General features: G+C 35.3%; 18 protein-coding genes and 1 riboswitch. Of the genes, 4 read left to right on the top strand and 14 right to left on the bottom strand.

All coding sequences use genetic code 11. The features are described from left to right. Positions 1 to 52: 52 nt before the first annotated feature. The 6 genes from MKX39_RS08495 to MKX39_RS08470 all read right to left on the bottom strand — a co-directional run bounded on the left by MKX39_RS08495 (position 53) and on the right by MKX39_RS08470 (position 5,955). Positions 53 to 625 (bottom strand): GNAT family N-acetyltransferase, encoded by a 573-nt coding sequence (locus MKX39_RS08495; RefSeq protein WP_093534344.1) that lies wholly within the window; start codon positions 623 to 625, stop codon positions 53 to 55. A gap of 132 nt (positions 626 to 757) precedes the next feature. Beyond that, positions 758 to 2,641 carry a vWA domain-containing protein gene (locus MKX39_RS08490; protein ID WP_340769119.1) on the bottom strand — a complete coding sequence of 628 codons (1,884 nt, stop codon included), beginning with the start codon at positions 2,639 to 2,641 and terminating at the stop codon, positions 758 to 760. A 9-nt stretch (positions 2,642 to 2,650) separates the two neighbouring features. Further along, on the bottom strand, positions 2,651 to 3,514 hold the full coding sequence (locus tag MKX39_RS08485) for an ATP-binding protein (RefSeq protein ID WP_093534348.1): 864 nt from the start codon (positions 3,512 to 3,514) through the stop codon (positions 2,651 to 2,653). A gap of 48 nt (positions 3,515 to 3,562) precedes the next feature. Continuing rightward, positions 3,563 to 3,760: a DUF6501 family protein gene (locus MKX39_RS08480; RefSeq protein WP_340769117.1), complete on the bottom strand. Its 198-nt coding sequence runs from the start codon at positions 3,758 to 3,760 to the stop codon at positions 3,563 to 3,565. Between the two features lie 79 nt (positions 3,761 to 3,839). Beyond that, entirely contained in the window at positions 3,840 to 4,061 is a 222-nt protein-coding gene (locus tag MKX39_RS08475) for a transcriptional regulator (protein ID WP_340769115.1), read from the bottom strand. Positions 4,062 to 4,119: 58 nt separating this feature from the next. Then, positions 4,120 to 5,955 carry a DNA ligase D gene (locus MKX39_RS08470; protein WP_340769113.1) on the bottom strand — a complete coding sequence of 612 codons (1,836 nt, stop codon included), beginning with the start codon at positions 5,953 to 5,955 and terminating at the stop codon, positions 4,120 to 4,122. 195 nt (positions 5,956 to 6,150) lie between these two features. Further along, positions 6,151 to 6,255: riboswitch (purine riboswitch) on the top strand. A 164-nt stretch (positions 6,256 to 6,419) separates the two neighbouring features. Here MKX39_RS08470 and MKX39_RS08465 point away from each other — a divergent pair. Both MKX39_RS08465 and ku read left to right on the top strand, forming a co-directional pair. Beyond that, positions 6,420 to 7,613 carry a NupC/NupG family nucleoside CNT transporter gene (locus MKX39_RS08465; RefSeq protein ID WP_340762240.1) on the top strand — a complete coding sequence of 398 codons (1,194 nt, stop codon included), beginning with the start codon at positions 6,420 to 6,422 and terminating at the stop codon, positions 7,611 to 7,613. Positions 7,614 to 7,841: 228 nt separating this feature from the next. Continuing rightward, entirely contained in the window at positions 7,842 to 8,669 is an 828-nt protein-coding gene (gene ku / locus MKX39_RS08460) for a non-homologous end joining protein Ku (protein ID WP_340769111.1), read from the top strand. Positions 8,670 to 8,753: 84 nt separating this feature from the next. Here ku and MKX39_RS08455 read toward each other — a convergent pair whose 3' ends face one another. The 7 genes from MKX39_RS08455 to MKX39_RS08425 all read right to left on the bottom strand — a co-directional run bounded on the left by MKX39_RS08455 (position 8,754) and on the right by MKX39_RS08425 (position 17,896). Further along, positions 8,754 to 9,602: a YitT family protein gene (locus tag MKX39_RS08455; protein ID WP_340769109.1), complete on the bottom strand. Its 849-nt coding sequence runs from the start codon at positions 9,600 to 9,602 to the stop codon at positions 8,754 to 8,756. A gap of 199 nt (positions 9,603 to 9,801) precedes the next feature. Then, a complete protein-coding gene (gene odhB, locus MKX39_RS08450; RefSeq protein ID WP_093534360.1) occupies positions 9,802 to 11,031 on the bottom strand; it encodes a 2-oxoglutarate dehydrogenase complex dihydrolipoyllysine-residue succinyltransferase in 1,230 nt (409 codons plus the stop codon). A gap of 28 nt (positions 11,032 to 11,059) precedes the next feature. Beyond that, entirely contained in the window at positions 11,060 to 13,861 is a 2,802-nt protein-coding gene (locus MKX39_RS08445) for a 2-oxoglutarate dehydrogenase E1 component (protein WP_340769106.1), read from the bottom strand. A gap of 263 nt (positions 13,862 to 14,124) precedes the next feature. Beyond that, entirely contained in the window at positions 14,125 to 15,501 is a 1,377-nt protein-coding gene (locus MKX39_RS08440; protein WP_340769105.1) for a HAMP domain-containing sensor histidine kinase, read from the bottom strand. Next, entirely contained in the window at positions 15,498 to 16,175 is a 678-nt protein-coding gene (locus tag MKX39_RS08435; protein WP_340769103.1) for a response regulator transcription factor, read from the bottom strand. Before MKX39_RS08435 ends, MKX39_RS08440 begins: the two co-directional genes overlap by 4 nt. A 68-nt stretch (positions 16,176 to 16,243) precedes the next feature. Continuing rightward, on the bottom strand, positions 16,244 to 16,870 hold the full coding sequence (locus tag MKX39_RS08430) for a GGDEF domain-containing protein (RefSeq protein WP_340769102.1): 627 nt from the start codon (positions 16,868 to 16,870) through the stop codon (positions 16,244 to 16,246). A gap of 36 nt (positions 16,871 to 16,906) precedes the next feature. After that, the gene (locus tag MKX39_RS08425; RefSeq protein ID WP_340769101.1) at positions 16,907 to 17,896 is read right to left on the bottom strand and encodes a PAS domain-containing protein; all 990 of its coding nucleotides are present in this window, start codon (positions 17,894 to 17,896) and stop codon (positions 16,907 to 16,909) included. Between the two features lie 358 nt (positions 17,897 to 18,254). On the opposite strand from MKX39_RS08425, the gene MKX39_RS08420 reads away from it, so the two are divergent. Next, the gene (locus MKX39_RS08420; protein ID WP_093534370.1) at positions 18,255 to 18,800 is read left to right on the top strand and encodes a GNAT family N-acetyltransferase; all 546 of its coding nucleotides are present in this window, start codon (positions 18,255 to 18,257) and stop codon (positions 18,798 to 18,800) included. Positions 18,801 to 18,837: 37 nt separating this feature from the next. Here the strand turns inward: MKX39_RS08420 and MKX39_RS08415 are convergent, their stop codons facing one another. Beyond that, positions 18,838 to 19,914, bottom strand: coding sequence for an undecaprenyldiphospho-muramoylpentapeptide beta-N-acetylglucosaminyltransferase (locus MKX39_RS08415; protein WP_093534372.1), 1,077 nt, complete (start codon positions 19,912 to 19,914; stop codon positions 18,838 to 18,840). Between the two features lie 46 nt (positions 19,915 to 19,960). On the opposite strand from MKX39_RS08415, the gene MKX39_RS08410 reads away from it, so the two are divergent. After that, on the top strand, positions 19,961 to 21,304 hold the full coding sequence (locus MKX39_RS08410; RefSeq protein ID WP_093534374.1) for an MATE family efflux transporter: 1,344 nt from the start codon (positions 19,961 to 19,963) through the stop codon (positions 21,302 to 21,304). Positions 21,305 to 21,424: the final 120 nt, after the last annotated feature.

Here is a 21,424-nt window from a genome sequence, read left to right as displayed (position 1 = left end):
TTTTAAATCACAATTGATTTAAAATGAATTCTTTTTTAAGTCGCAAGACCCTTTAGTAAGGCTTCAGCATATTTTTCTTATCCTCATCATTAAATACTAATACCTCATGAGAAGCATCATAAGAATCACCATAAAAATGTTCATCTTTATACGTGTGGATATTTTCATATGTCCATTTCATAGCTTCATAAATGGCATACTCATCTTGGTCTGTTGGGGACCAGTATAAAATTTCCAAAATGGTATTTTCTCCAGTTGCTAGAGAACGCCGTGAGTATCCTATGCGAGTAGCATGTTTGAATTCTTCACGCGCATAAAATTTTAGACGCTTCTCAGAATCAGAGTCATCATAGTTAACAGGTTCTACCTCTAATAGTATGACCTTATTCTTTTCTTTTAATTGACTCAATAATTTCCGACCTAGGCCTTCTCCACGAGCTTCTTTAGAAACAAATAGATAGTCTACAAAAATGAAGTTTTCAAACTCCACGTACATCAATACATGCTTTGGTCCCTCGTCTTTTATATAGATATCTTCTTTATCCGTCAAAAGTGTTTCCATATGAACGCGAGATTTCATTTCATCCACTGGAAAATATTGATTAAGCTTTTCATACCAATTCATGTGTAATAGTTCTCCTTTCAAAATTATATTTTGCTCGGAGGTTTGTTTTAAATAGGAACAAGTTGCCGAAAAAAATCCTCGAGTATATTTATTCCCTATTTAAAGGTTCATAAACATATTATAAGGATTCTTTTAAGAACTTTGCACAACCAGATGTAGCATCTTCCGAAGTAATCGAAGTGTTTCCTCTGAAAATTTTTCTAATGAAGACGCAGTGGCAGACTTTTTATCAAAGATTAAACGAAACAAGTTTAATTGTTCTTCTGTTGCTTCCCGATCATTCAAAAACAAATGTAAAACGTTGATACCAAGTTGCTCCTGCTCTAACACTGCTTCTGCTGTATCCATAATACCATTTTGGGCATAACCAAATGCAGAAGGCTCTCCATCTGAAAATACAAGTAGAAACTTATGAGCCTCTGCTCTATTTTCTAATCGTTTACCCATCCATCTGATGGCAAATCCGTCTCTATTGTCTTCATGTGCTTCCATGGAAAGAATGTCCAAACCATTATCTTTTTGCCCATCTTCTAACTTGTGAATCCATTCAAATGCATTTGGTTGAGAGGTTTCCGTCGCTTCATAAGCATCTTCATAATGGAGGACAATTTCATGGGTAATTTTTAGTTCTCTTAATACATCATGAAATAGTAAAACAGCTTTTTTTGTTTCCTCCATTTTATCCTGCATGGAAGCTGATCCATCGACTAACAAACCAAAAACAGCATCTAATTGAATACTTGGCGCATTTTTTTTATAAAAGGGTTTTGGTCTTTCATCTGTCCAAAGAGCCGTTAGCTTTGTAGATAACCTACCCTTTGTTAAGTTCGTACGCTTATCTACTCGCTTTTGTTCTAATCGTTTTTTCATTTCCTGTACAAATGCTTTTAGATAAGGTGCATGGTCTTGTCGATATTTGTATAGGAGATGTTGGTTTTCGGAAATACTTGTAATCGCAATACGCTTTTCCTGATACATCACATTTGTATGTTCTTTTCCGAAGGACTTACCAGCTTTTTTTAAGTCACTGGATTGGTCATTAGTGGACTGATCCACCTGACCTTCCTTGCTATTCCCACTTGATTGACCTTTACCGGTCATCGTAATTTCGTGCCCTTCCTGTCCTTCCTCCGCTTCTATTGCTTGTTGTGCTTTCCCATCTCTGCCGTGCTCTAGTTCATATTGAAGATGCACACCATTTTCTTGTTCATTTTCTCGGTGCCAGGTTCTAAATATCTCTTCAATCGTATCTTTTTCACCTTCCTCACCACGTTCTGAATCTTTAGCCCCTTGATGATAGTGAAAGTCTTTGGATGCTACCCGTGTATACGATATAATTGCATAATATTGTAGCAGGCTATCCTCATTTATATATTCGTTTAAAAGAAAATATAGCTGATAGGCCAAATCAATAGATTGTTGAGTATTTTTAGATTCATATACTTTTTGGATGATACTATTTGTCACAGAAAATATATCTGGACCTGTTACATACATCGTACCTTCATACAGACAAATATATAAATAACTTATAAAAGCGTCCGCTAAAAAACCTTTTTGAACATTTACACGAAGTTGCTGTTTGTGAAATTCTAAATAAGTATGAATACGAATTGTAAATACTTTTTGCGTACCTATTCTTTTTTTCTGAATCATTTCAACCATACGAAATTCTTCCAAACAAAATAGTAACTGATCCATGAATTTAGTTAAGTTAGTCGGTTTTTCCTCCTGAAACTGCTGCCATTTCAACACGTCAAAGGACTTCCAAAACCCTTCTGCCATCAAGAAAATGTCAGAAATTCTACCTGCATGCATCACATGTTTCTCACGATGTCTCCAAAACACACTTAAGGAAATTATTTGATCCGCTGGTTGAAATTCGATCAGTTTACGCTCATTAATCGCTAATAATGTATTTTTGGTTAAAGCTTTAGCAACATTTTCGTAATGCATGAGTTGCCTAGCATCTATCGTTTCATTATTGAACTGTATAAAACGGTCAACTGAAGCCATTTATCTCCCTCACTTAATCCAAGTAGATGCCAATGCTAACACAAGCTGTTTTTCTTGGTCATCTTCAAGCTTTTCAGCAATAGCATAGGTAATCGCTCTGATTGGTTCCATATATAATGCCAGTTCAGTAGCATACAGTAAACTTCTAATGGAGGCTGCTTCTTCTGAGAGCATTCCTTGTTCTACTTGTTCCATTAAATCTTTTGCCAAATTCAACATAAGTATATGTAAGTCTTTCGGTGCTGTGGGGAACATCTCCTGCCATAGCTTTTCCAGATGCTCACCTGAAATATATGGAATTGAAAAGGTAACGAAACGATTTTTTAATGCTTCATTCATAGGGGTTGTACCTATATACCCTTCATTTATCGCAGAAATAACCGAGAAATCAGGGTGTGCTCTTATCACCTCTCCTGTAAACGGGTTTGTGAGCATTCTTCTATAATCCAAAACACTATGCAAAATAGGAAGTGTCTCTGATTTGGCCATATTAATCTCATCTATGTATAGAATATGCCCTTTCTTCATCGCTTCCACCACAGGACCATCTACAAAATCAATTTCGCTTAATCCACCCTTTGTTATAATTGTTTTAAAACCTAATAATGCCTCTGCATCTAGATCTACCGAACAATTTATACTTTGAATTGGCTGTGAAAAAAACTCAGAAATTGTTTCAGCTAACTTAGTTTTACCTGCTCCTGTAGGCCCTTTCAGTAATACCGGTTTTTTTAGAGATACGGCAATAAGCACATCTTCTAACAAATATTCTTCTGGAGATAGATAGCCTCCTGCTCCAATAAGAGCTGTATCTTGTGCTGAATGCACTCTGGTTAATCTCTTCAGTTTTTCTTCCATTACTAAATTTTTCATTTTCTTGTCTCCTTATGAAAAAAAACCGATGAGTTCACATCGGTTTTTTTATTGGAAATATTCTTTGTAGTAGCCGCCAATTTTTCCAGTGTTATCAATTACAAAGATAAATTCTTCTGTTTCATTTTTAACTTCATAAGTTTTCCCAACGGTAAGTACATTGCTCACAAGGAATTTTTTAGCATCTGTTTGCGTGCATGTGACTGTTTTAATAGTTGGCTTTGTAGCCCATTTTGTATGTATCATCTAACCACTTCCTTTATAACTAGTATACGTTTCAACCCAACTTTTTTCAATTAATGATTCTACTAAAAGAGGAGAAAAATTATACAGCTCCTCTTTCCTGCTGAAGTAAAGGAGAAAGTGCTAATAAATGGTCGATTCGAAATGTTCTTTTCGCTTTCTGCTTAAAACAATATGCGTAGAATATATCGGCTTCAACTCTAAGTAGCTTTACTTTACGCTTACTTATTTCACCTGCTTTGGACAAATATATTAACTCACAAACCCATCCACGATGTAAGTATTTCACCAAATCATTACGCATATTCGTCCCCCTTTTTAACACTATATGCGAACATACGTTTTAACAACACAATTAATCATCATTTTTTTATAAGATCTTTTAATTGTTTTAACACCATCGCAAAGTTGTCTTTTTCGCTGTTTACTCTAAAGTATTTAAAAGAATCTCCTTGCTTAGTTATGCGATCTAATACGGACGGAATCGTAAATGTATCAGGCTTTAAGGACTCTTTTACCTCCTCCCATTTAAGGGGAGTTGCAATAAGCCCTAACTCATTCCCTCTAGGGGAGAATGGAGCGACTATTGTTTTGCCTTCCTTATGTTGAACATAATCTAAATATAATTTATTGCCACGATTCTTTTTCAACCTTTCCGTAGTGAACCATTTTGGTTGTTGTTCCACTAAAAAGTCACATATAAATTTGGTGAATATACCCGTCTCCTCATACGTAAAGCTATCCTCTTCTAAAGGAATATAAAGCTGAATGCCTTTTCCACCTGATGTCTTCACAAACGAATGAAGGCGAAATTGATCAAATATTACTTTCATCTGTTGTGCGGCCTCCACTGCTAACGAAAACTCTTTAACAGAGGGTGGATCCAAGTCAAATACAATCTCAGTAGGATTATTTGTATGTACCGTCTGAAAGGGAATATGAAATTCTAAAGCAAGCTGGTTACCTAACCAGAGCAATGTTTCTAAATCATTGCACATAATATAGTTAATATCGTCCATTTTCTTTGTCGCAACAAAATCAGGAACATAATCTGGACTATTTTTCTGATAGAAACTTTCCCCAGGAACACCATGTGGAAAACGAATAACTGTTAGTAGCCTATCTTTTAATAAAGGCAACATATAGGGTGCTATACGTTGTAAATACATAAGGTAATCATCTTTTTGTATCCCAGATTTTGGCCAAATAGGTTTATCTGGATGAGTAATCTTTGTTGTTGGTGGTAAAGGGTATAATTGTTTTTGCATTTGTTCCCAACTACAATCCTGTATGTCTGTATTCAATTTAAACAAATGGAATCTTGGTTCCCTTAACTTTTTCCCATCAAAATCTATACATGCAATTTCTACGCAAATAGAAGGTTCTAACTCCCAAATATTATTGGAAAGTTGTGTTCCTTTCGTTTGAAATAATGTGATTAGTGTAGCTAACTCGACTTCGGATAGACCGTGACGAAACGTAACTACTTCTACTAAAAGGCCATTTTGGTAAACTACGCCGTGAAAAAAGCCATTACTTTTATCATATTTTGTTAAAATAATACTAATATATCTCCAGTTTTTTATTTTTAGCCACTTATTGGTCCGCTCAGCGCTATTCCATGTACTTTTAGTTTGTTTGGCTATCAAGCCTTCCCCATTATTCGTGACAATCCGCTCCCACAATAATGGACTGTCTTCATAAACATTTATTGCCTGCAACCTATTTGTATCCTGATAATTTATAGAAACAGGAAGCTTTACTTTGTTAAATAATCGACTCAATTGCTGCTTTCGCTTCGTTAATGGAAGTTTGGTTAGGTCTTTACCTTTATATATGAGCAGGTCAAATACAACATAATGACACGTAAATATTTCTGCATTATTTTTAATAGTATCTATATTTTTCATTCTTCCTCGTAACTGAACTTTTGAAAAATCACTTTGAAAATTATTTACTAAATATACTAATTCCCCATCCATTGTCAGTGGTAAAAAAGGTTTGATTTTGTCATAAATTTCATGACAGAAGCTAATAATCTCAGGAAACATATTATTTAGTAATTTTCCATTCCTGCTTTTAAGTAATGGCTCTTTATCCCATTCTAGAATACATCGAAATCCATCATATTTAGTTTCGTATAGCCACTCATTTCCTATGGGCACTTCTGTTGAAGCGGTTAAAAGCATAGGCAACAAATTATTTCCTACTTCCTAGAGGTTTTTCTTTAGTCTTCATAATAATTCCTTTTTTAATACATATGAAGCGAAAATTATTGCTATCTTCTCATTATTTACTTTACTCACTTTTACAATAATTTTTAACATTACAACATTATTCATTTCATTGTTTCGGATCAAACGCTAGTATATAATGAACCTTCTCCTAAAATATAATCTATAAATTTTTACCCTTGTATAATATCAGTTAAATTGGCCTGATAGTCTCTACCTGGCAGCCACAATAAATGCCGGACTACAAGGAAGCATGAAAAAGAGAGATAAATAGTAAGGTAATTCAATTAATCATTTGCTTCTATAATGTTTAGTATTACTGCGTATTTGTTTATGACTCTTATTTTTTCATACTTTCTGTCTGGTGACTGAAGGGATGAATGAATAAGAGTTTTTGTTTTGGGAAAAATAAAGTTGGAGTTGATTAAATGTTTTTTCTATTAAATATACTAGGTATATTTGTTGTCCTTGGCATCGTCTACCTTTGTTCGCCGGATAAAAAGAAAATTAAATGGCGTTCTATACTTACCCTGCTCGTCGCTGAATTGCTCATTACATGGTTTATGTTATCTACCACGATTGGGACATGGACAATTAACAAAATTGCATCTTTCTTTACATGGTTAGTATCATCCGCAAATGCAGGAATTTCATTCGCCTTTCCATCTGTAATGGCGAACGACACTGTTGATTTTTTCTTTAGTGCTTTACTGCCTATAGTTTTCATTGTAACTTTCTTCGATATTTTGTCTTATTTTGGAATTATGACGTGGATCATCGATAAAGTAGGATGGGTTATTTCTAAAATATCTGGGCTACCTAAGCTAGAGAGCTTTTTCTCGATCCAGATGATGTTCCTCGGCAATACAGAGGCTCTAGCAGTTATCCGTCAACAGTTGGTCGTTTTAAAGGACCAACGATTATTGACATTTGGAATTATGAGTATGAGTAGTGTCAGTGGTTCCATAATAGGGGCGTATTTATCGATGGTTCCTGCCGAGTATGTATTTGCAGCTATTCCACTTAATTGTCTAAATGCCCTGTTATTAGCGAGTATTTTAAATCCTGTAGAGGTTAGCAAAGAAGACGATATTGTTTATGTTCCTCCTAAAGAAGAACGTCAAGATTTCTTTTCTACTATTTCAAACAGTATGCTTATCGGCATGAAAATGGTTATTGTAATTTTAGCGATGGTAATAGGGTATGTGGCATTAACCACTGCTCTTAATGGAATCCTGGGCTTCTTTATAGATGGTTTGACAATCGAAAAGATTTTCGGTGTCATCTTCTTCCCATTTGCGGTTTTGCTTGGATTAGGCATCCAAGATGCGATGTATGTTGCATCGTTAATGGGGATTAAACTATCGACAAATGAATTTGTGGCGATGATGGATCTAAAAAACAACATCCAAGACTTAAATCCACATACGGTCGCGGTTGCTGTAACTTTCTTAACTTCATTCGCCAATTTTAGTACAGTCGGCATGATTTATGGTACATACAGCTCTACTTTAGGTGAAGAGCGTTCAAAAATCATCGGCAAAAATGTTTGGAAACTTTTAGTAAGCGGAATGGCTGTATCGCTGTTAAGTGCAATGCTTGTTGGATTATTCGTTTGGTAAACAAGACAAACGGCTTATCAAACAAAGGTTCATTGTGCTACTTAAAGAAAGCCTTCAGAGCACAGAAAATGCTCAAATAGTAAAAGAAGCTAACGACCTAGAAGAAATAGGTTGTTAGCTTCTTTATCTTCCTTTCAAATCTTTGTTACGTAAAAATATCATTATTTAATACATAAAAAGAAGGCAAAGAATGCATAGTAAGAAGAAAATGAAAAAGTGGTGAGCGCAATGCATACAGTTTGGAAAGGCAGCATCAGCTTTGGTCTAGTTAATATTCCGATAAAGCTTCATACAGCTACTGAAAATAAGGATATTAAATTACGTCAGCTCCACAAAGAATGTCATACACCCATTAGTTACGCTAAAGTTTGCGAAGGCTGTAAACAAGAAGTCAAAAATGAAGACATCGTGAAAGCATACGAATACTCCAAAAACAAATTTGTTATTTTAGATGAAGAAGAGTTAGAAAAACTGAAAAAAGAAAATGAAGACAAAGCGGTAGAGATAATAGACTTTGTCAAATTAGAAGAAATAGACCCAATATATTTTGAGCGTAGTTATTTTATGGCTCCTGATAGCGGTGGCGGCAAAGCTTATTCTTTGTTAAGAGAAGCATTACATGAGTCAGGGAAAATAGGAGTAGCTAAAATTATGATTCGTTCGAAAAAGCAACTAGCAATCGTACGAGTATACAATGAAACATTAATCATGGAAACAATTCACTTTCCCGATGAAGTTCGTAGTACTGCAGATGTACCCAATATTCCAACGGAACAGTCTGTAGTAAAAAAAGAGCTCGATACAGCACTAATGCTTGTTGACCAGTTGACAACAACGTTTGAACCTGACAAATACACAGACGAATATCGAACTGCTTTAATGGAGCTAATAGAAGAGAAAAAGGCAGGAAATAATGTAGTATCGACAACTGAAAAACAAACAGAATTACCATCCAATGTAACGGATTTAATGTCTGCTTTACAAGCGTCACTTGACAAAACGAAAAAGAAAAAACCTGCACCAAGAAAAAGAACGCCAAAAGCAAAAACGTCCTAAACAGCAAGTTCTCTAGTCGGGCAGCTCCTAAAGGGTCTGCCCATTACATAAGTACAGCAGCCAAAATTTTAGATTGTTGGGATATTAATATTGATGCATTTCTACAATCCCATTAATCGCTACGAAAGCATTTATGTCAATTGTCTTTATAAGTGATCTAAGTTCAGGTTCTTCCAACCTATTAATAAAACAAATGACTATTTCGACTTTTTCATTCGTGTGGCCTACTTCACCAGCTATATATGTAACCCCTCGACCTAAATGAGCTTGAATTGCATCACCAATTTTCCGGGAGTGATCGCTAATAATCATAATGTTTTTAGATTCATCAAAACCAGCTTGTACCATGTCAATTACCTTCATAGCTATAAAGTATGCTATAGCCGAACATAAAGCACCCTTTAGCCCATAAATTAACATGGCAAATGAAAATATTAACACATTAATACTCATAATAACTTCTCCCACCGATAATGGGAATTTCTTCGCAATTAGTATTGCTAAAATTTCTGTACCATCTAAGGCACCACCTTTACGTAAAACAATACCAATCCCTAAACCGATCATAATACCACCTAATACTGCTACTAACATGGTATCACCTGAAATAATAGATGGAATGTGATGCAACAGGCTTGTAGAAATTGATAATGCCGTGATACCAATAACTGAACTAAAAGCAAATGACTTCCCAAGTTCTTTATAACCTATAAATATAAAGGGAATATTTAAAACAAATAGGAATAAACTCAATGAATATCCCGTCATATGAGAAAATAAGATAGAAATTCCCGTAATCCCACCATCAATTATATCGTTTGGGATCAGTACGGCTTCTAGTCCGATAGCTGTGATTAGTGCTCCCAATATAATAAACAATACACGACTTATTCTTTCAAATGTAGTAATAGTCTGTCCATTTCTTATTTCCAATCGGCTGGACTCCTTTTATAGCTGAATAAAGAACATCAAAGCACTCCAATTTTTATTACTCTATAAATATATGTTAGTTCATTGTCTTGTTATGCTGCTTCTATCTAGCTATAAAATAAACTAATCTTAATATGTATTTTTTGCTGTATACCTTATTATTCTACAAAAAAAGACTCCCAATGAAGGGAGTCTTTTAATATTAGCTATTTAGTAATAGGTCTTCAGGACTTTCAAGTAATTCTTTAACAGTTTTTAAGAAACCTACTGAATCCTTGCCATCGATTACACGGTGGTCATAAGATAATGCAATGTACATCATTGGACGGATTTCAACTTCATTTCCAACAGCGATTGGACGCTTTTGAATTGTGTGCATTCCTAAAATACCAACTTGTGTACCGTTTAGAATAGGTGTTGACATTAATGATCCGAATACTCCACCGTTAGTAATAGTGAAAGAACCACCTGACATATCAGAAAGAGTTAATTTGTTATCACGAGCTTTTTTAGCAAGTTCTCCAATATTAGCTTCGATTTCTGCAAAGTTTTTACGGTCTGCATCACGAACGATCGGAACTACAAGACCACCTTCGGTAGAAACAGCGATACCAATATCATAGAAGTTATTTTTCACAATATCTGTACCATCAATTTGAGAATTTACATACGGATATTTTTTAAGTGCTGCAACTACTGCTTTTGTAAAGAATGACATAAATCCAAGACGCACATCATTTTGTTCAAAGAATTGATCTTTTTTACGTGAACGAAGTGCCATTACATTTGTCATATCAATTTCATTGAAAGTTGTAAGCATAGCTGTATTTTGTCTTACTTCTAATAGACGTGTTGCGATTGTTTGACGACGACGAGACATTTTTTCGCGAGTCGTACGACCATCATCTTCTTTAGGAGCACTAGCTGTTGGTGCTGGTGCTGCTTTTGCAGGTGTAGGAGCCGAACCATGAGCTGAAACGTCTTGTACACGTACGCGACCCATAGGATCTACTGGTGAAATCTCACTTAGGTTAATGCCTTTTTCACGAGCTAGTTTACGAGCTGCAGGACTAGCAATAGTACGGTCTTGCTCAGATGAAGTTTCTTCTGCTACAGGCGCTGCTTTAGGAGCTTCCGGAGCTTTAGTTTCTTCTTTAGCTTCAGGTGCTGCTGTTGGTGCTGATGTATTTGAACCTGATCCAGCTCCAACTACTGCAATTACTTGCCCTACTTGAACTGTATCTCCTTCAGCTGCTAGAAGTTCACTAACTACTCCAGCCTCTTCGGAAATAACTTCAACGTTTACTTTATCTGTTTCAAGTTCAACGATGAACTCACCTTTTTCAACTGTATCACCTGGTTGTTTTAACCATTGTGCAATGGTACCTTCTGTAATTGATTCTGCTAATTCTGGAACTATGATGTCTGCCACTTAAATTTCCTCCTCTAGTAATCCTATCTTATAAGCTTTTTAAAGCTTCTTCAATAATACGTGCTTGTTCTACTTTATACGTATCTCCATCACCTTCTGCAGGACTTGCTCTATGCACACGACCTACATAAGTAATTTCTTGATCTTTTGCTATTTCTAATAGATATGGTAGAGCAAAGTTCCATGAACCCATGTTTTCTGGTTCTTCTTGAGCCCAAACAAGTTGTTTCGCATTTGGGAAACGAGAAACAATTTGTTGAATCTTTTCTTGTGGGAATGGATACAGTTGTTCCACACGAACAATATGAATATGATCGAAACCTGCACCATCTTTTACTTTGTCTGCTAAGTCTATTGCAAGTTTACCACTAACAAAGATAATTTTCTCTACTTTGTCTGCTTGTTGGCCTAAACCAGGTTGCTCCACAACTGTTTCAAATTGACCAGTTGTTAAATCTGCTACATCAGCTCCAACTAATGGATGACGTAATAAGGATTTAGGTGAAACAATGATTAACGGACGAATAGCATCTTCCTTAAGCATTTTTGCTTGTCTGCGTAAAATGTGGAAATAGTTAGCAGCACTAGATAGATTTGCAACTGTCCAGTTATTTTCAGCCGCTAATTGTAAGTAACGTTCTAAACGAGCACTAGAATGCTCAGAACCTTGGCCTTCAGCAGCATGTGGCAATAGCATAACCAAGCCTGATTTAAGACCCCATTTTGCTCTCGCCGAACTGATAAAGTTATCGAACATAACTTGTGCCATATTTGCAAAGTCACCATATTGTGCTTCCCAGATTGTTAGTGAGTTATTATCCTCTAAGTTATAGCCAAATTCATACCCTAATATTGCTGCTTCTGTAAGTGGACTATTATGCACTACAAATGAAGCGTTTCCATCACTAATCGCATGAATTGGTGTTAATTCAGCACCAGTTTTTTCATCATGAAGTACTAAATGTCTATGAGAGAAAGTCCCACGTTGTGCATCTTGACCAGATAAACGGATAGAGTTTCCTTCTTGTAAAATTGTTGCAAATGCTAATGTTTCTGCATGGCCCCAATCGACTTTCCCTTTACCTTTGAACGGTTCTTCACGGCGCTTCAATATTTTTTCTAGCTTTTTGAAAGCATTAAAGTCAGCTGGCCATGAAAGTAAATCTTCATTGATTTTAGCTAGCTTACTCTCTTCTACCCCTGTTTGAATTTCTGGCATACCATCTAATACAACTTGTGGTATAACGATATCATGTACAGTCGATGGTGGAAGTTCTTTCACACGATCATAAGCTAGTTGCATTTCAGCGAAAACAGACTGGTCTAATGATTTCACATCAGAATTCTCCATTAAGTTTTCCGCTACTAACTGCTTGCCGTATAACTCACGAACAGTTGGATGCTTATGAATAGAATGATACATGGTCGGATTTGTTACTAGCGGCTCATCCATTTCGTTGTGACCATAGCGACGATAACCTAGTAAGTCAATCACAATATCTTTCCCGAATTTTTGACGGTATTCATGCGCAAATTTTGCAACCCCAATTACTGCCTCAGGATCATCCGCATTCACATGAATGACAGGTACTTCATAACCTTTTGCAGGATCAGAAGAATAGTTAGTTGATCGAGAATCATAATGTTCAGTAGTAAAACCAATCATATTATTAGCAATAATATGGATAGAACCGCCTGTTTGATATCCACGAACTCGACTATAGTTCAATACTTCTGTTACTACCCCTTGACCTGGGAAAGCTGCGTCTCCATGTACTAAAATAGCAAAAGCCGCATTTTTATCTTGAACAGGATAACCGGCCGCATCTGTTGTTTCTTGTGCAGCACGTGTTTGACCAGTAACAATAGGACTTACTACCTCTAAATGGGAAGGGTTATACGCAAGTTTTACTGTTAAACCTGATTGAGAGCGATAGCTTGCCCCTTTATGGTACTTAACGTCACCAAACCAACCTTCCGAAAGTTCAAGTGAACCATCCTTCGGTAAAAATGATTCAGTAGGAACATGTGCAAACTCTGCAAACATCATTTCATATGGTTTATTTAGGACATGAGTTAATACATTTAGTCGACCACGATGAGCCATACCTATATTTACTTGCTTTGTATTTGTTTTATTGGATTGACGAACTAATTCATCCATTAATACAACTAATGAGTCTAAACCTTCAATGGAGAAGCGTTTAGCTCCAACAAACGTACGATGGATGAACTTCTCAAATCCTTCGACTTGTGTTAAACGTTTAAGTAATTGTTTTTTGTCTTCAGCTGAAAGCTTTTCTCTTATAGCACCTTTTTCAATCTTTTCTTGTAACCAAGTACGTTCTTCCGTATTGACAATATGAGCAATTTCAAACGCAATTTTATCTGTGTACATAGAACGCAAATATTCTATTGCTTGTAAACCATTCATTATATTGGCTGGAGCATTTTTAATAAGGAAAGAAACGGGTACTTCTCGTAAATCTTGCTCAGTTAAACCATAAGTAGTTAAATTAAGCTTTGAATCTTCTTTTGGTCCATCATTTAATGGATAAATATTAGCCGTTAAGTGACCATGATTCCGAATGGCATCTGCTAGTTGAATAGCATTAACCACTTTTTCAAAGTTATTAGGCTCTACAATAGGTGTATCAGGGCTGTTTGATGATGATGAAGCGGGCATCTTAGGTGCTCCATATTGCTTAAACAACTCTACTAATTCAGGATCCACATCGTCCGGAGACTGTAAAAATACATCATACTGCTCCATCACATACCCAAGGTTCGGACCAGAAAAAGCTGACCAAGGTGTTTGATTGTTCGACATTTAGAAAAACCTCCAACATTTTGTGCCTTTTAGGCATTTATCATAAATACATTTAAGTGGATAAAAAGTTCTAGAGTAATGCATGTAAAAAATACACGCTTATACCTCTCTATAGTTTACCACTCTTTTATATAGTCTCAAACTATCCTTATATAAGAACAATTTTTCCATCTCAATCTTACTACTATCGGGAAAAAATACAATGGTTTTTTTCAAAAAAATTCAGTATTTCGTCATATTTTTTTTACAATGCTACTGAATGATTATTCACTTGTTAATTTAGGGAATAAAATGTAAAATTTTGTCCATTTCCCTTTTTCACTATCCACAGAAATGGTTCCCCCGTATTCATTTACTAGACTTTTTACTATACTTAATCCCAAACCAGATCCACCTCTACGTTTGGTTCTAGCTTCATCAACGATAAAGAAACGCTCGAAAATTTTAGGTAACAATGTTCTTTCAATACCTACTCCGTTATCTTCAACTGTAATCTGGACATGGTCCATATTACAAATAACTGTTGCTTTAATAAATGGTTTCTTGTCATTATATTTTATCGCATTTTCTATTAGATTACGCAGAATTTGCTCAAGAGCTGTAGGCGGAACAGGAACTTTTACTTGCATTTCTCCTTTAATTTCAATTATCGTCTCCGGTGATAGATGGAAGTAGTTTTGTTGCAACTCGTGAAGCACAGATATTACGGAAGTAGCTTCCCTCATCGTATGATGCTCATTTTTTGCTAGTTTTAACATTTCCTCGATTAATAACTTCATTTTTTGAATTTCTGTAAGCGATATTTCTAAAGACTCATCTAAAATGGCACGCTCTTCTTTTCCCCATCGATTCAACAATGATAAATGTCCTTCCACTACTTGTACTGGGGTACGCAATTCGTGAGATACATTATGGATAAATTCATCTTGTCTCGAAATGGTTGTCGATACTTCATCCATTAGTTCCTTATAAATTTTCAAAAGCTCTCCGATTTCATCTTCATTGTTGTAGACGAAACTGCCTGATTTAGAAAACTTGGTCTGTTTTGCAAGCTGCATTTCATCTCGTAATTCCTTAATAGGTTTCAACAAAACCGAAGACAACATATACCCTACTAAAGCCGAGAGGACAAGCGCAATTAGAGCGAATATTCCCATGGCTATTAATATATAATTCATGAGCTGAGAAAAGCTATCTAAACTATGAGAGATTTGTACGTATCCTTTAAACAAACCAAAGTCTAATTCCTCCACTTTATGAAAAATTATATGACCATCAATTTCTTCTCTAATAAATTCCTCTGTTTGGAGTGTAAATGACTTTGGAAAATCACTGGCATCATTGATTCTTAGAATTTCTATACCATCGTTATTCAGTACACGAACGGATTGTTGTTGATTGACCAGCTGATTGAGTAATGTTCTGTTTTTTTGAATATCTTGTATGGAGATGATTGGACCATTCGATTGAAAAAAGTGAGTAACCTCATCCAATGTATTTTGAGCAGTTTTTTCCTCCGAAATTTGCAGCCAGTTAAAGAGCGAAAAATATAAAATAATACACATCATAAGGAAACTTAAAAATATGGAAATCGCTGAAGCATAAGTCCACTTACGCTGTAAAGTCCATTTTTTCATCATCTCATCACATATCCTACGCCTCTAACCGTTTCAATTAGTGCTGCAATATCGGCAGGAAGTTTTTTTCTCAGATGCCTTATGTATACATCCACCACATTTGTTTCTACCTCTACATCATAGCCCCATACTTTTTCCAAAATGTTATCTCTAGTCAGTACCATATTAAAATTCTCCATTAAATACACCAGCATATCGTACTCGGTTTTTGTTAACTCAATTTCTTTTCCCTCATAGAAGACCTGATGCGCTTTTTGCTCAACAGTTAGTCCCTTAATCGACAACCCGTTTTTCACTTTTTCTTCAGATGGTTCTATTCTTCTTAGTACAGCTCGTATTCTAGCTAGCAATTCCTCAATTGCAAAAGGTTTTACAATATAATCGTCCGCACCTGACTCTAACCCAGAAACTCTATCTATAATTGCATCTCTAGCCGTGATTAAAATAATAGGAGTACTTTTCTTCCTACGTACTCTTCGGCATATTTCTAAACCGTTTAAATTTGGTAACATAACATCGATTAACATAAAGTCATAAGCATGATTAAGTGCCAAATCTGCCCCTTCCCGTCCATCATGAGAAACAGTAACTTGAAAATTTTCATGCTTTAACTCAAGTTCCACAAATTTAGCAATATTTACTTCATCTTCTATTAAAAGAATATGTTGTTGCGTCATATCCTCCGCTCCTTCCATCTTGGTTTTATATTATATAGCATAACCTAAATCAAGAAAAAACCGTTCCATTATGAATGAACGGTATTGGAATATATATAATTGTTTTTTCCATTCTTCTTGGCTATATAAAGTGCTTGATCTGCATTATCTAAAAGCTCGTCTACTGATGAGCCATCATCCGGGAACATAGCAACTCCTATAGAAGAGGTAGGTGAAAAGTAAAAGTCATCTATTGTCCATCCTTTACGCAAGTTTTCTTGTATAGATTGAATAATTTTATCCAAACCATTGCTTCTGCCATTTACATAGTCGTTGATCTGATCAACAATTATAACAAATTCGTCTCCGCCGATACGATATACATTAAACTTATAGTCCAAGCTTATTTGAAGCTTTTCAGCGAAATAAGTTAGAAACTGATCCCCTACATCATGCCCATATTGATCGTTTATGGCTTTGAAATTATCACCATCTATATAAAGTAAGCCTACATTCGGAAACGCTGAACAAGCGGTAGAAATATATTCAGGAAGATCTTCATAAAAGGAACGTCTATTTGGTAGACTAGTTAAACTATCATGATAAGCCATAAACTTTAGTTGGTTTTCTAAAGCTCTCTTTTCTGTTATTTCACGAGATACTATAACAAACGACTTTTCTTTACAATCGTCTACTGTACTCTCCACGGACGTCACAGAAGTATCAGTCCAAATCGACTTTCCATCCTTTTTTTAAAGGAGAAGTTCTAATCGAAAATTATCTAACATTTTTATCTTGGCGAAACTCACAGCTTCCGTTTGATCAGCGATAAGATTAAAGTAATAACTACCAAGTAACTCTTCTTTATCGTAATTTAAGATAGTTTCATGACTAGGTGAGGAATAAAGCAAGTATCCATCTGCATCCGTAATAGCAATTAAATCATTTGAATACTCCGTGATTAACTTAAAGGACCGTTCAATATGGCGTAAATCCTTTAACATACGATTCTTTTCTGTATTATCAAATTGTACCGTTAAGAACTTTTCAATTTCCCCTAAATCATCTTTTATAGGTACAACAATAGCATTTACCCAGAAAAAAGAGCCGTTTCTCGTTCGATTACGTATTTGACCATTCCAAATATGTCCATTACTGATGGTGTCCCACATGTCCTTAAAAAAAGATTCATCATGATAGTTAGAATTTAACATGTGAAAGGATTTCCCGATTACTTCTTCCTTTTTAAACCCAGTAGTCTTTTCAAACAAATCGTTTACTACTTCAATTATTCCTTTTTGATTGGTCATGGCAACAAGTGCAACTTCATTGATAGCTTCTCGATACGTCTCTAAAAGATAGGTAGATTCTCTTAAATCTTGTGTTCGTGAAACTTCTCTAGTCATTGCGAGAATATAAGTGTTTCCATTATCAAAAATAGGAATTACAGTTGTTTCGTTTATATGTGTTCCACTTTGTACACAATGATGATCCTGGTAGCAAACAGATCCTTTTTGAGCACACGCACGATTATATTGTTGAATAATCGTTCTGTTATGAAATTCACTAAAGCATTCATCTAAAGTTCTCCCTATCGGATTCTCTGAAAAAAGTTCAGCTGCTTTTTTATTGATAAACTCATAGACATAAGTAGAATCTTCTTTTCTCATAAAGAACACATATTCATCAGATAAATCATATAATAAATGGAATTGAGTATGGTTTAAAAAGGACTTAGACATCTATTTTAAAAGCTCCAATCGAGTTCTATACTTTGCTATATTAATCATATGTATTTATGTAGAAACTTACAAGTATCTTTCATCTATTAATTGAAAAAATTTTTACAAAAATTTAATTATTTTTAAAATACTTTCTACTATGCAAAACCAAAAAAAATTAGTATATTATTAATGCAAATAATTTTATAAGGCAAAGTTCGCTTTGCCGAGGGAAGGCAAATGGTGCGCCACCAGTTTTGAGCTGGTCCTAGTAGGTTCGATTCCTACCCCGAAATTTTTTATGCACGTTGAAGTGAAAAATTTCAGGGGAACTAGGATGACTATGCTCATTTATGGGTTCTTTTAGGGGGCGCTTTTTTTGATAAAAAAACGAGATTTATTTGAATGTACATCTCTTTATGAACTAATGTCAGATCCAACCATTTTGCCTTTCGTACGTCAAAAAGCAAATTCTGCTGACGAGTATTGGTTTATGACCAAACAGTTAATGGAAGAAGAAGAAAAAGGAACTGTTATTTCTCGTACTATTATTAGTGATTTTGGCCAACCAATTGGCACTATAAATCTGTTTGATGTAGAAGATGGAGCAGGATTTTTAGGCACTTGGATTGGCAGTTCGTTTCAAGGTCTTGGTTACAATAAAAAAGCTAAAGAACAATTTTTGCAGGAAATTTTCTTTGAATTAGATATACAAACTGTTTTTTTACGTATTCGAAAAAGTAATAGTAAAAGTATTCGTGCAACAGAAAAACTTAGATATGCATTAAAAGCCAATGAATCTCATCCTTCTATCTATGCAGAGGTTAACAAGACAGAAGAAGTATTTGATCTTTACTATATACCAAAAGATTTGTTCCACTTAGTACTAATGCAACAAGAAAACGAAGAAGAACAAGCAATGTAAAAAAACTCCCGTCACTTCATTAAGTGACGGGAGTTTGTTATTTTTGGTAAGTTAATAATAGGTCAACAAATTGTTCAGGTGTTTTAGAAGCATTAACCTCGAACATTCGATCAATCATTTCTTCTTTTTCATCTACAAGTCGATTAAAAGAGTCCATAAAAGTTGTAGCTGTAAGATCTTCCTCTTCTAATATAGAAGCAAATCCTTTTTTCTCAAAATATTTAGCGTTTAAAACCTGATCCCCTCTACTCGCATGAACGGATAAAGGAATAAGTAACATCGGTTTTTTCAGTTCCAAAAACTCAAATATAGAGTTCGAACCAGCTCGGCTAATTACATAATTAGATATTTTCATTAAATGTGGTAATTCATTGGTTACATATTCAAAAGCGATATAGTTCGGTTTCCCGACTAATAGCTCATCTTTATTGCCTTTTCCACATAGATGAATAACTTGAAATCTTTTTGTCAATTGCTCAATATTCTGTTTGATTACTTCATTGATCTTTGCAGAGCCTTGACTACCACCCATAACAATAATTGTTTCTTTTGATGCATCGAAACCGGTTAACTGTTCTGCAATTTTTTCATCACCATGAAATAAATCAGGACGCAGTATCGCTCCAATAGATGAAGCCTTGTTTGCCGGTAAATGCTTAATTGTCTCTTCGAATACAGTAAAAATATGTTCTGCAAATGACGATGCAATTTTATTGGCAAGCCCTGGAGTTAGATCTGATTCATGAATGACAACTGGTATATTGGAAAGCTTCGCTGCCAGTACAACCGGTACAGATACAAAACCTCCTTTAGAAAATACAACAGAAGGCTTTACTTTTTTTAGCACAGTAATGGCCTGCATTGTTCCATACAACACTTTAAATGGATCAGAAAAGTTTTTTATGGAAAAGTAACGTCTTAACTTCCCATTAGAAATTGGGTGATACGGAATATTAGGGAATTTATCCCCGATAATTGTTTTCTCTATTCCATTATAAGAACCAATATAATGGATATCGTATTTTTTCTTTATTAACTCGGGTATTATGGCTTCATTTAACGAAACATGACCAGCCGTCCCTCCACCCGTTAATACTATTGTGTTATTATTCATTAATAATCTCCTAACTAATTTATAACTTTAAAGGATGTATGCCAACATGCACGAAATGAGAACTCTACCAGAAAAAAGTAAGTATATGATTAAGATCGTTTTACCCATATTAATCACGCAAATTGCACTCTATTTGATGACCTTCTTTGATATCCTGATGACAAGTAAATATAGCATTACCCATTTAGCTGGTGTTTCTATAGGTTCCTCTTTATGGGTGCCTGTATATACCGCCTTAACCGGTATATTAATAGGCATTACGCCAATTGTAGCACAATTAATCGGAGCAAAAAAGAAGAAAGATGTACGTACCTTTGTTCATCAGGGTTTTTATATTGGAATATTGCTTGCTATCGTTGTTTTTGTAGGTATTTTCCTAGTCATTGACCCTGTATTAAATTTAATACCTCTTGAAGCTAGTGTACGCATCGTAGCAAAGAAATATTTATTGATGTTGTGCATTGGACTAATTCCGTTATTTTTGTATAGCGTTTTGCGGTCGTTTATCGATGCATTAGGGAAAACAAGAGTGTCTATGTTTATCATCTTAGTATCTGCTCCCATTAATATTGTTTTAAATTACCTACTTATTTACGGTAAATTGGGCTTACCAGAGTTAGGGGGAGTCGGAGCAGGACTTGCCTCTGCGATTACATACTGGCTCATACTGCTGATCGCCATTATTATCGTACTTCGGAGTAACCCATTTGCAGAATTACAAATCTTTCACAGATGGACTAAACCCTCTTTAGTGAAAATACGGATGCTCATGAAGATTGGAGTGCCGATAGGTTTATCTCTATTTGCAGAAACCACTATATTTTCTGCAGTTACCATTCTAATGAGTGTATATTCAACCGAGGTTATTTCCGCTCATCAAATAGCGATGAATTTTACTTCACTGCTTTATATGGTTCCTCTTAGCATTGCCATGGGGGCAACTATTCTAGTCGGTCATGAAATAGGGGCAAATCGATTCGCTGATGCTAGGACCTATAGTTGGTTGAGCGTTGCAACAGCAATTTGCTTTAGCTTAGTTTCTATTTCGATATTGTTGTTATTTAGAGAACAAATAGCCTCTGTATATACGAATGATAAGTATGTAATCGAATTGACCGTTCAGTTTTTCTTCTTCGCCGCATTGTTCCAATTGTCTGATGCGATTCAAGCACCCGTTCAAGGAGCATTACGTGGATATAAAGATGTGACGATCACCTTTATCATGGCGATTATTTCCTATTGGATTATTGGCTTACCAACCGGTTATATTCTAGCCAATTATACGTCGTTTGAGCGCTTTGGATATTGGATTGGATTGATTGTAGGATTATCTATAGGGGCTATCACACTTACGATAAGACTTGTTTATTTACAGAAGAAAATGAAGTAAAAGTGCGCAGCTCCGATGTATATCCCTAAGGTTCCACTTTTCCCAAGTCAATATCCACGAATAGTAAGTAACGTGTGGAGCACGTTTGTGAACCTTCAGTGAACTGCAAGTAACTGTTCG

The sequence above is a fragment of the Psychrobacillus sp. FSL K6-1464 genome (assembly GCF_038003145.1).
Taxonomy (GTDB): Bacteria; Bacillota; Bacilli; order Bacillales_A; family Planococcaceae; genus Psychrobacillus; species Psychrobacillus psychrotolerans.
This window is presented reverse-complemented; position numbering and strand designations above follow the sequence as displayed.

Coding starts and splice junctions, on each gene's coding strand:
- MKX39_RS08495 (WP_093534344.1), bottom strand. CDS start 625: ATGAATTGGTATGAAAAGCTTAATCAATATTTTCCAGTGGATGAAATG.
- MKX39_RS08490 (WP_340769119.1), bottom strand. CDS start 2,641: ATGGCTTCAGTTGACCGTTTTATACAGTTCAATAATGAAACGATAGAT.
- MKX39_RS08485 (WP_093534348.1), bottom strand. CDS start 3,514: ATGAAAAATTTAGTAATGGAAGAAAAACTGAAGAGATTAACCAGAGTG.
- MKX39_RS08480 (WP_340769117.1), bottom strand. CDS start 3,760: ATGATACATACAAAATGGGCTACAAAGCCAACTATTAAAACAGTCACA.
- MKX39_RS08475 (WP_340769115.1), bottom strand. CDS start 4,061: ATGCGTAATGATTTGGTGAAATACTTACATCGTGGATGGGTTTGTGAG.
- MKX39_RS08465 (WP_340762240.1), top strand. CDS start 6,420: ATGTTTTTTCTATTAAATATACTAGGTATATTTGTTGTCCTTGGCATC.
- ku (WP_340769111.1), top strand. CDS start 7,842: ATGCATACAGTTTGGAAAGGCAGCATCAGCTTTGGTCTAGTTAATATT.
- MKX39_RS08445 (WP_340769106.1), bottom strand. CDS start 13,861: ATGTCGAACAATCAAACACCTTGGTCAGCTTTTTCTGGTCCGAACCTT.
- MKX39_RS08440 (WP_340769105.1), bottom strand. CDS start 15,501: ATGATGAAAAAATGGACTTTACAGCGTAAGTGGACTTATGCTTCAGCG.
- MKX39_RS08435 (WP_340769103.1), bottom strand. CDS start 16,175: ATGACGCAACAACATATTCTTTTAATAGAAGATGAAGTAAATATTGCT.
- MKX39_RS08425 (WP_340769101.1), bottom strand. CDS start 17,896: ATGTCTAAGTCCTTTTTAAACCATACTCAATTCCATTTATTATATGAT.
- MKX39_RS08415 (WP_093534372.1), bottom strand. CDS start 19,914: ATGAATAATAACACAATAGTATTAACGGGTGGAGGGACGGCTGGTCAT.
- MKX39_RS08410 (WP_093534374.1), top strand. CDS start 19,961: ATGCACGAAATGAGAACTCTACCAGAAAAAAGTAAGTATATGATTAAG.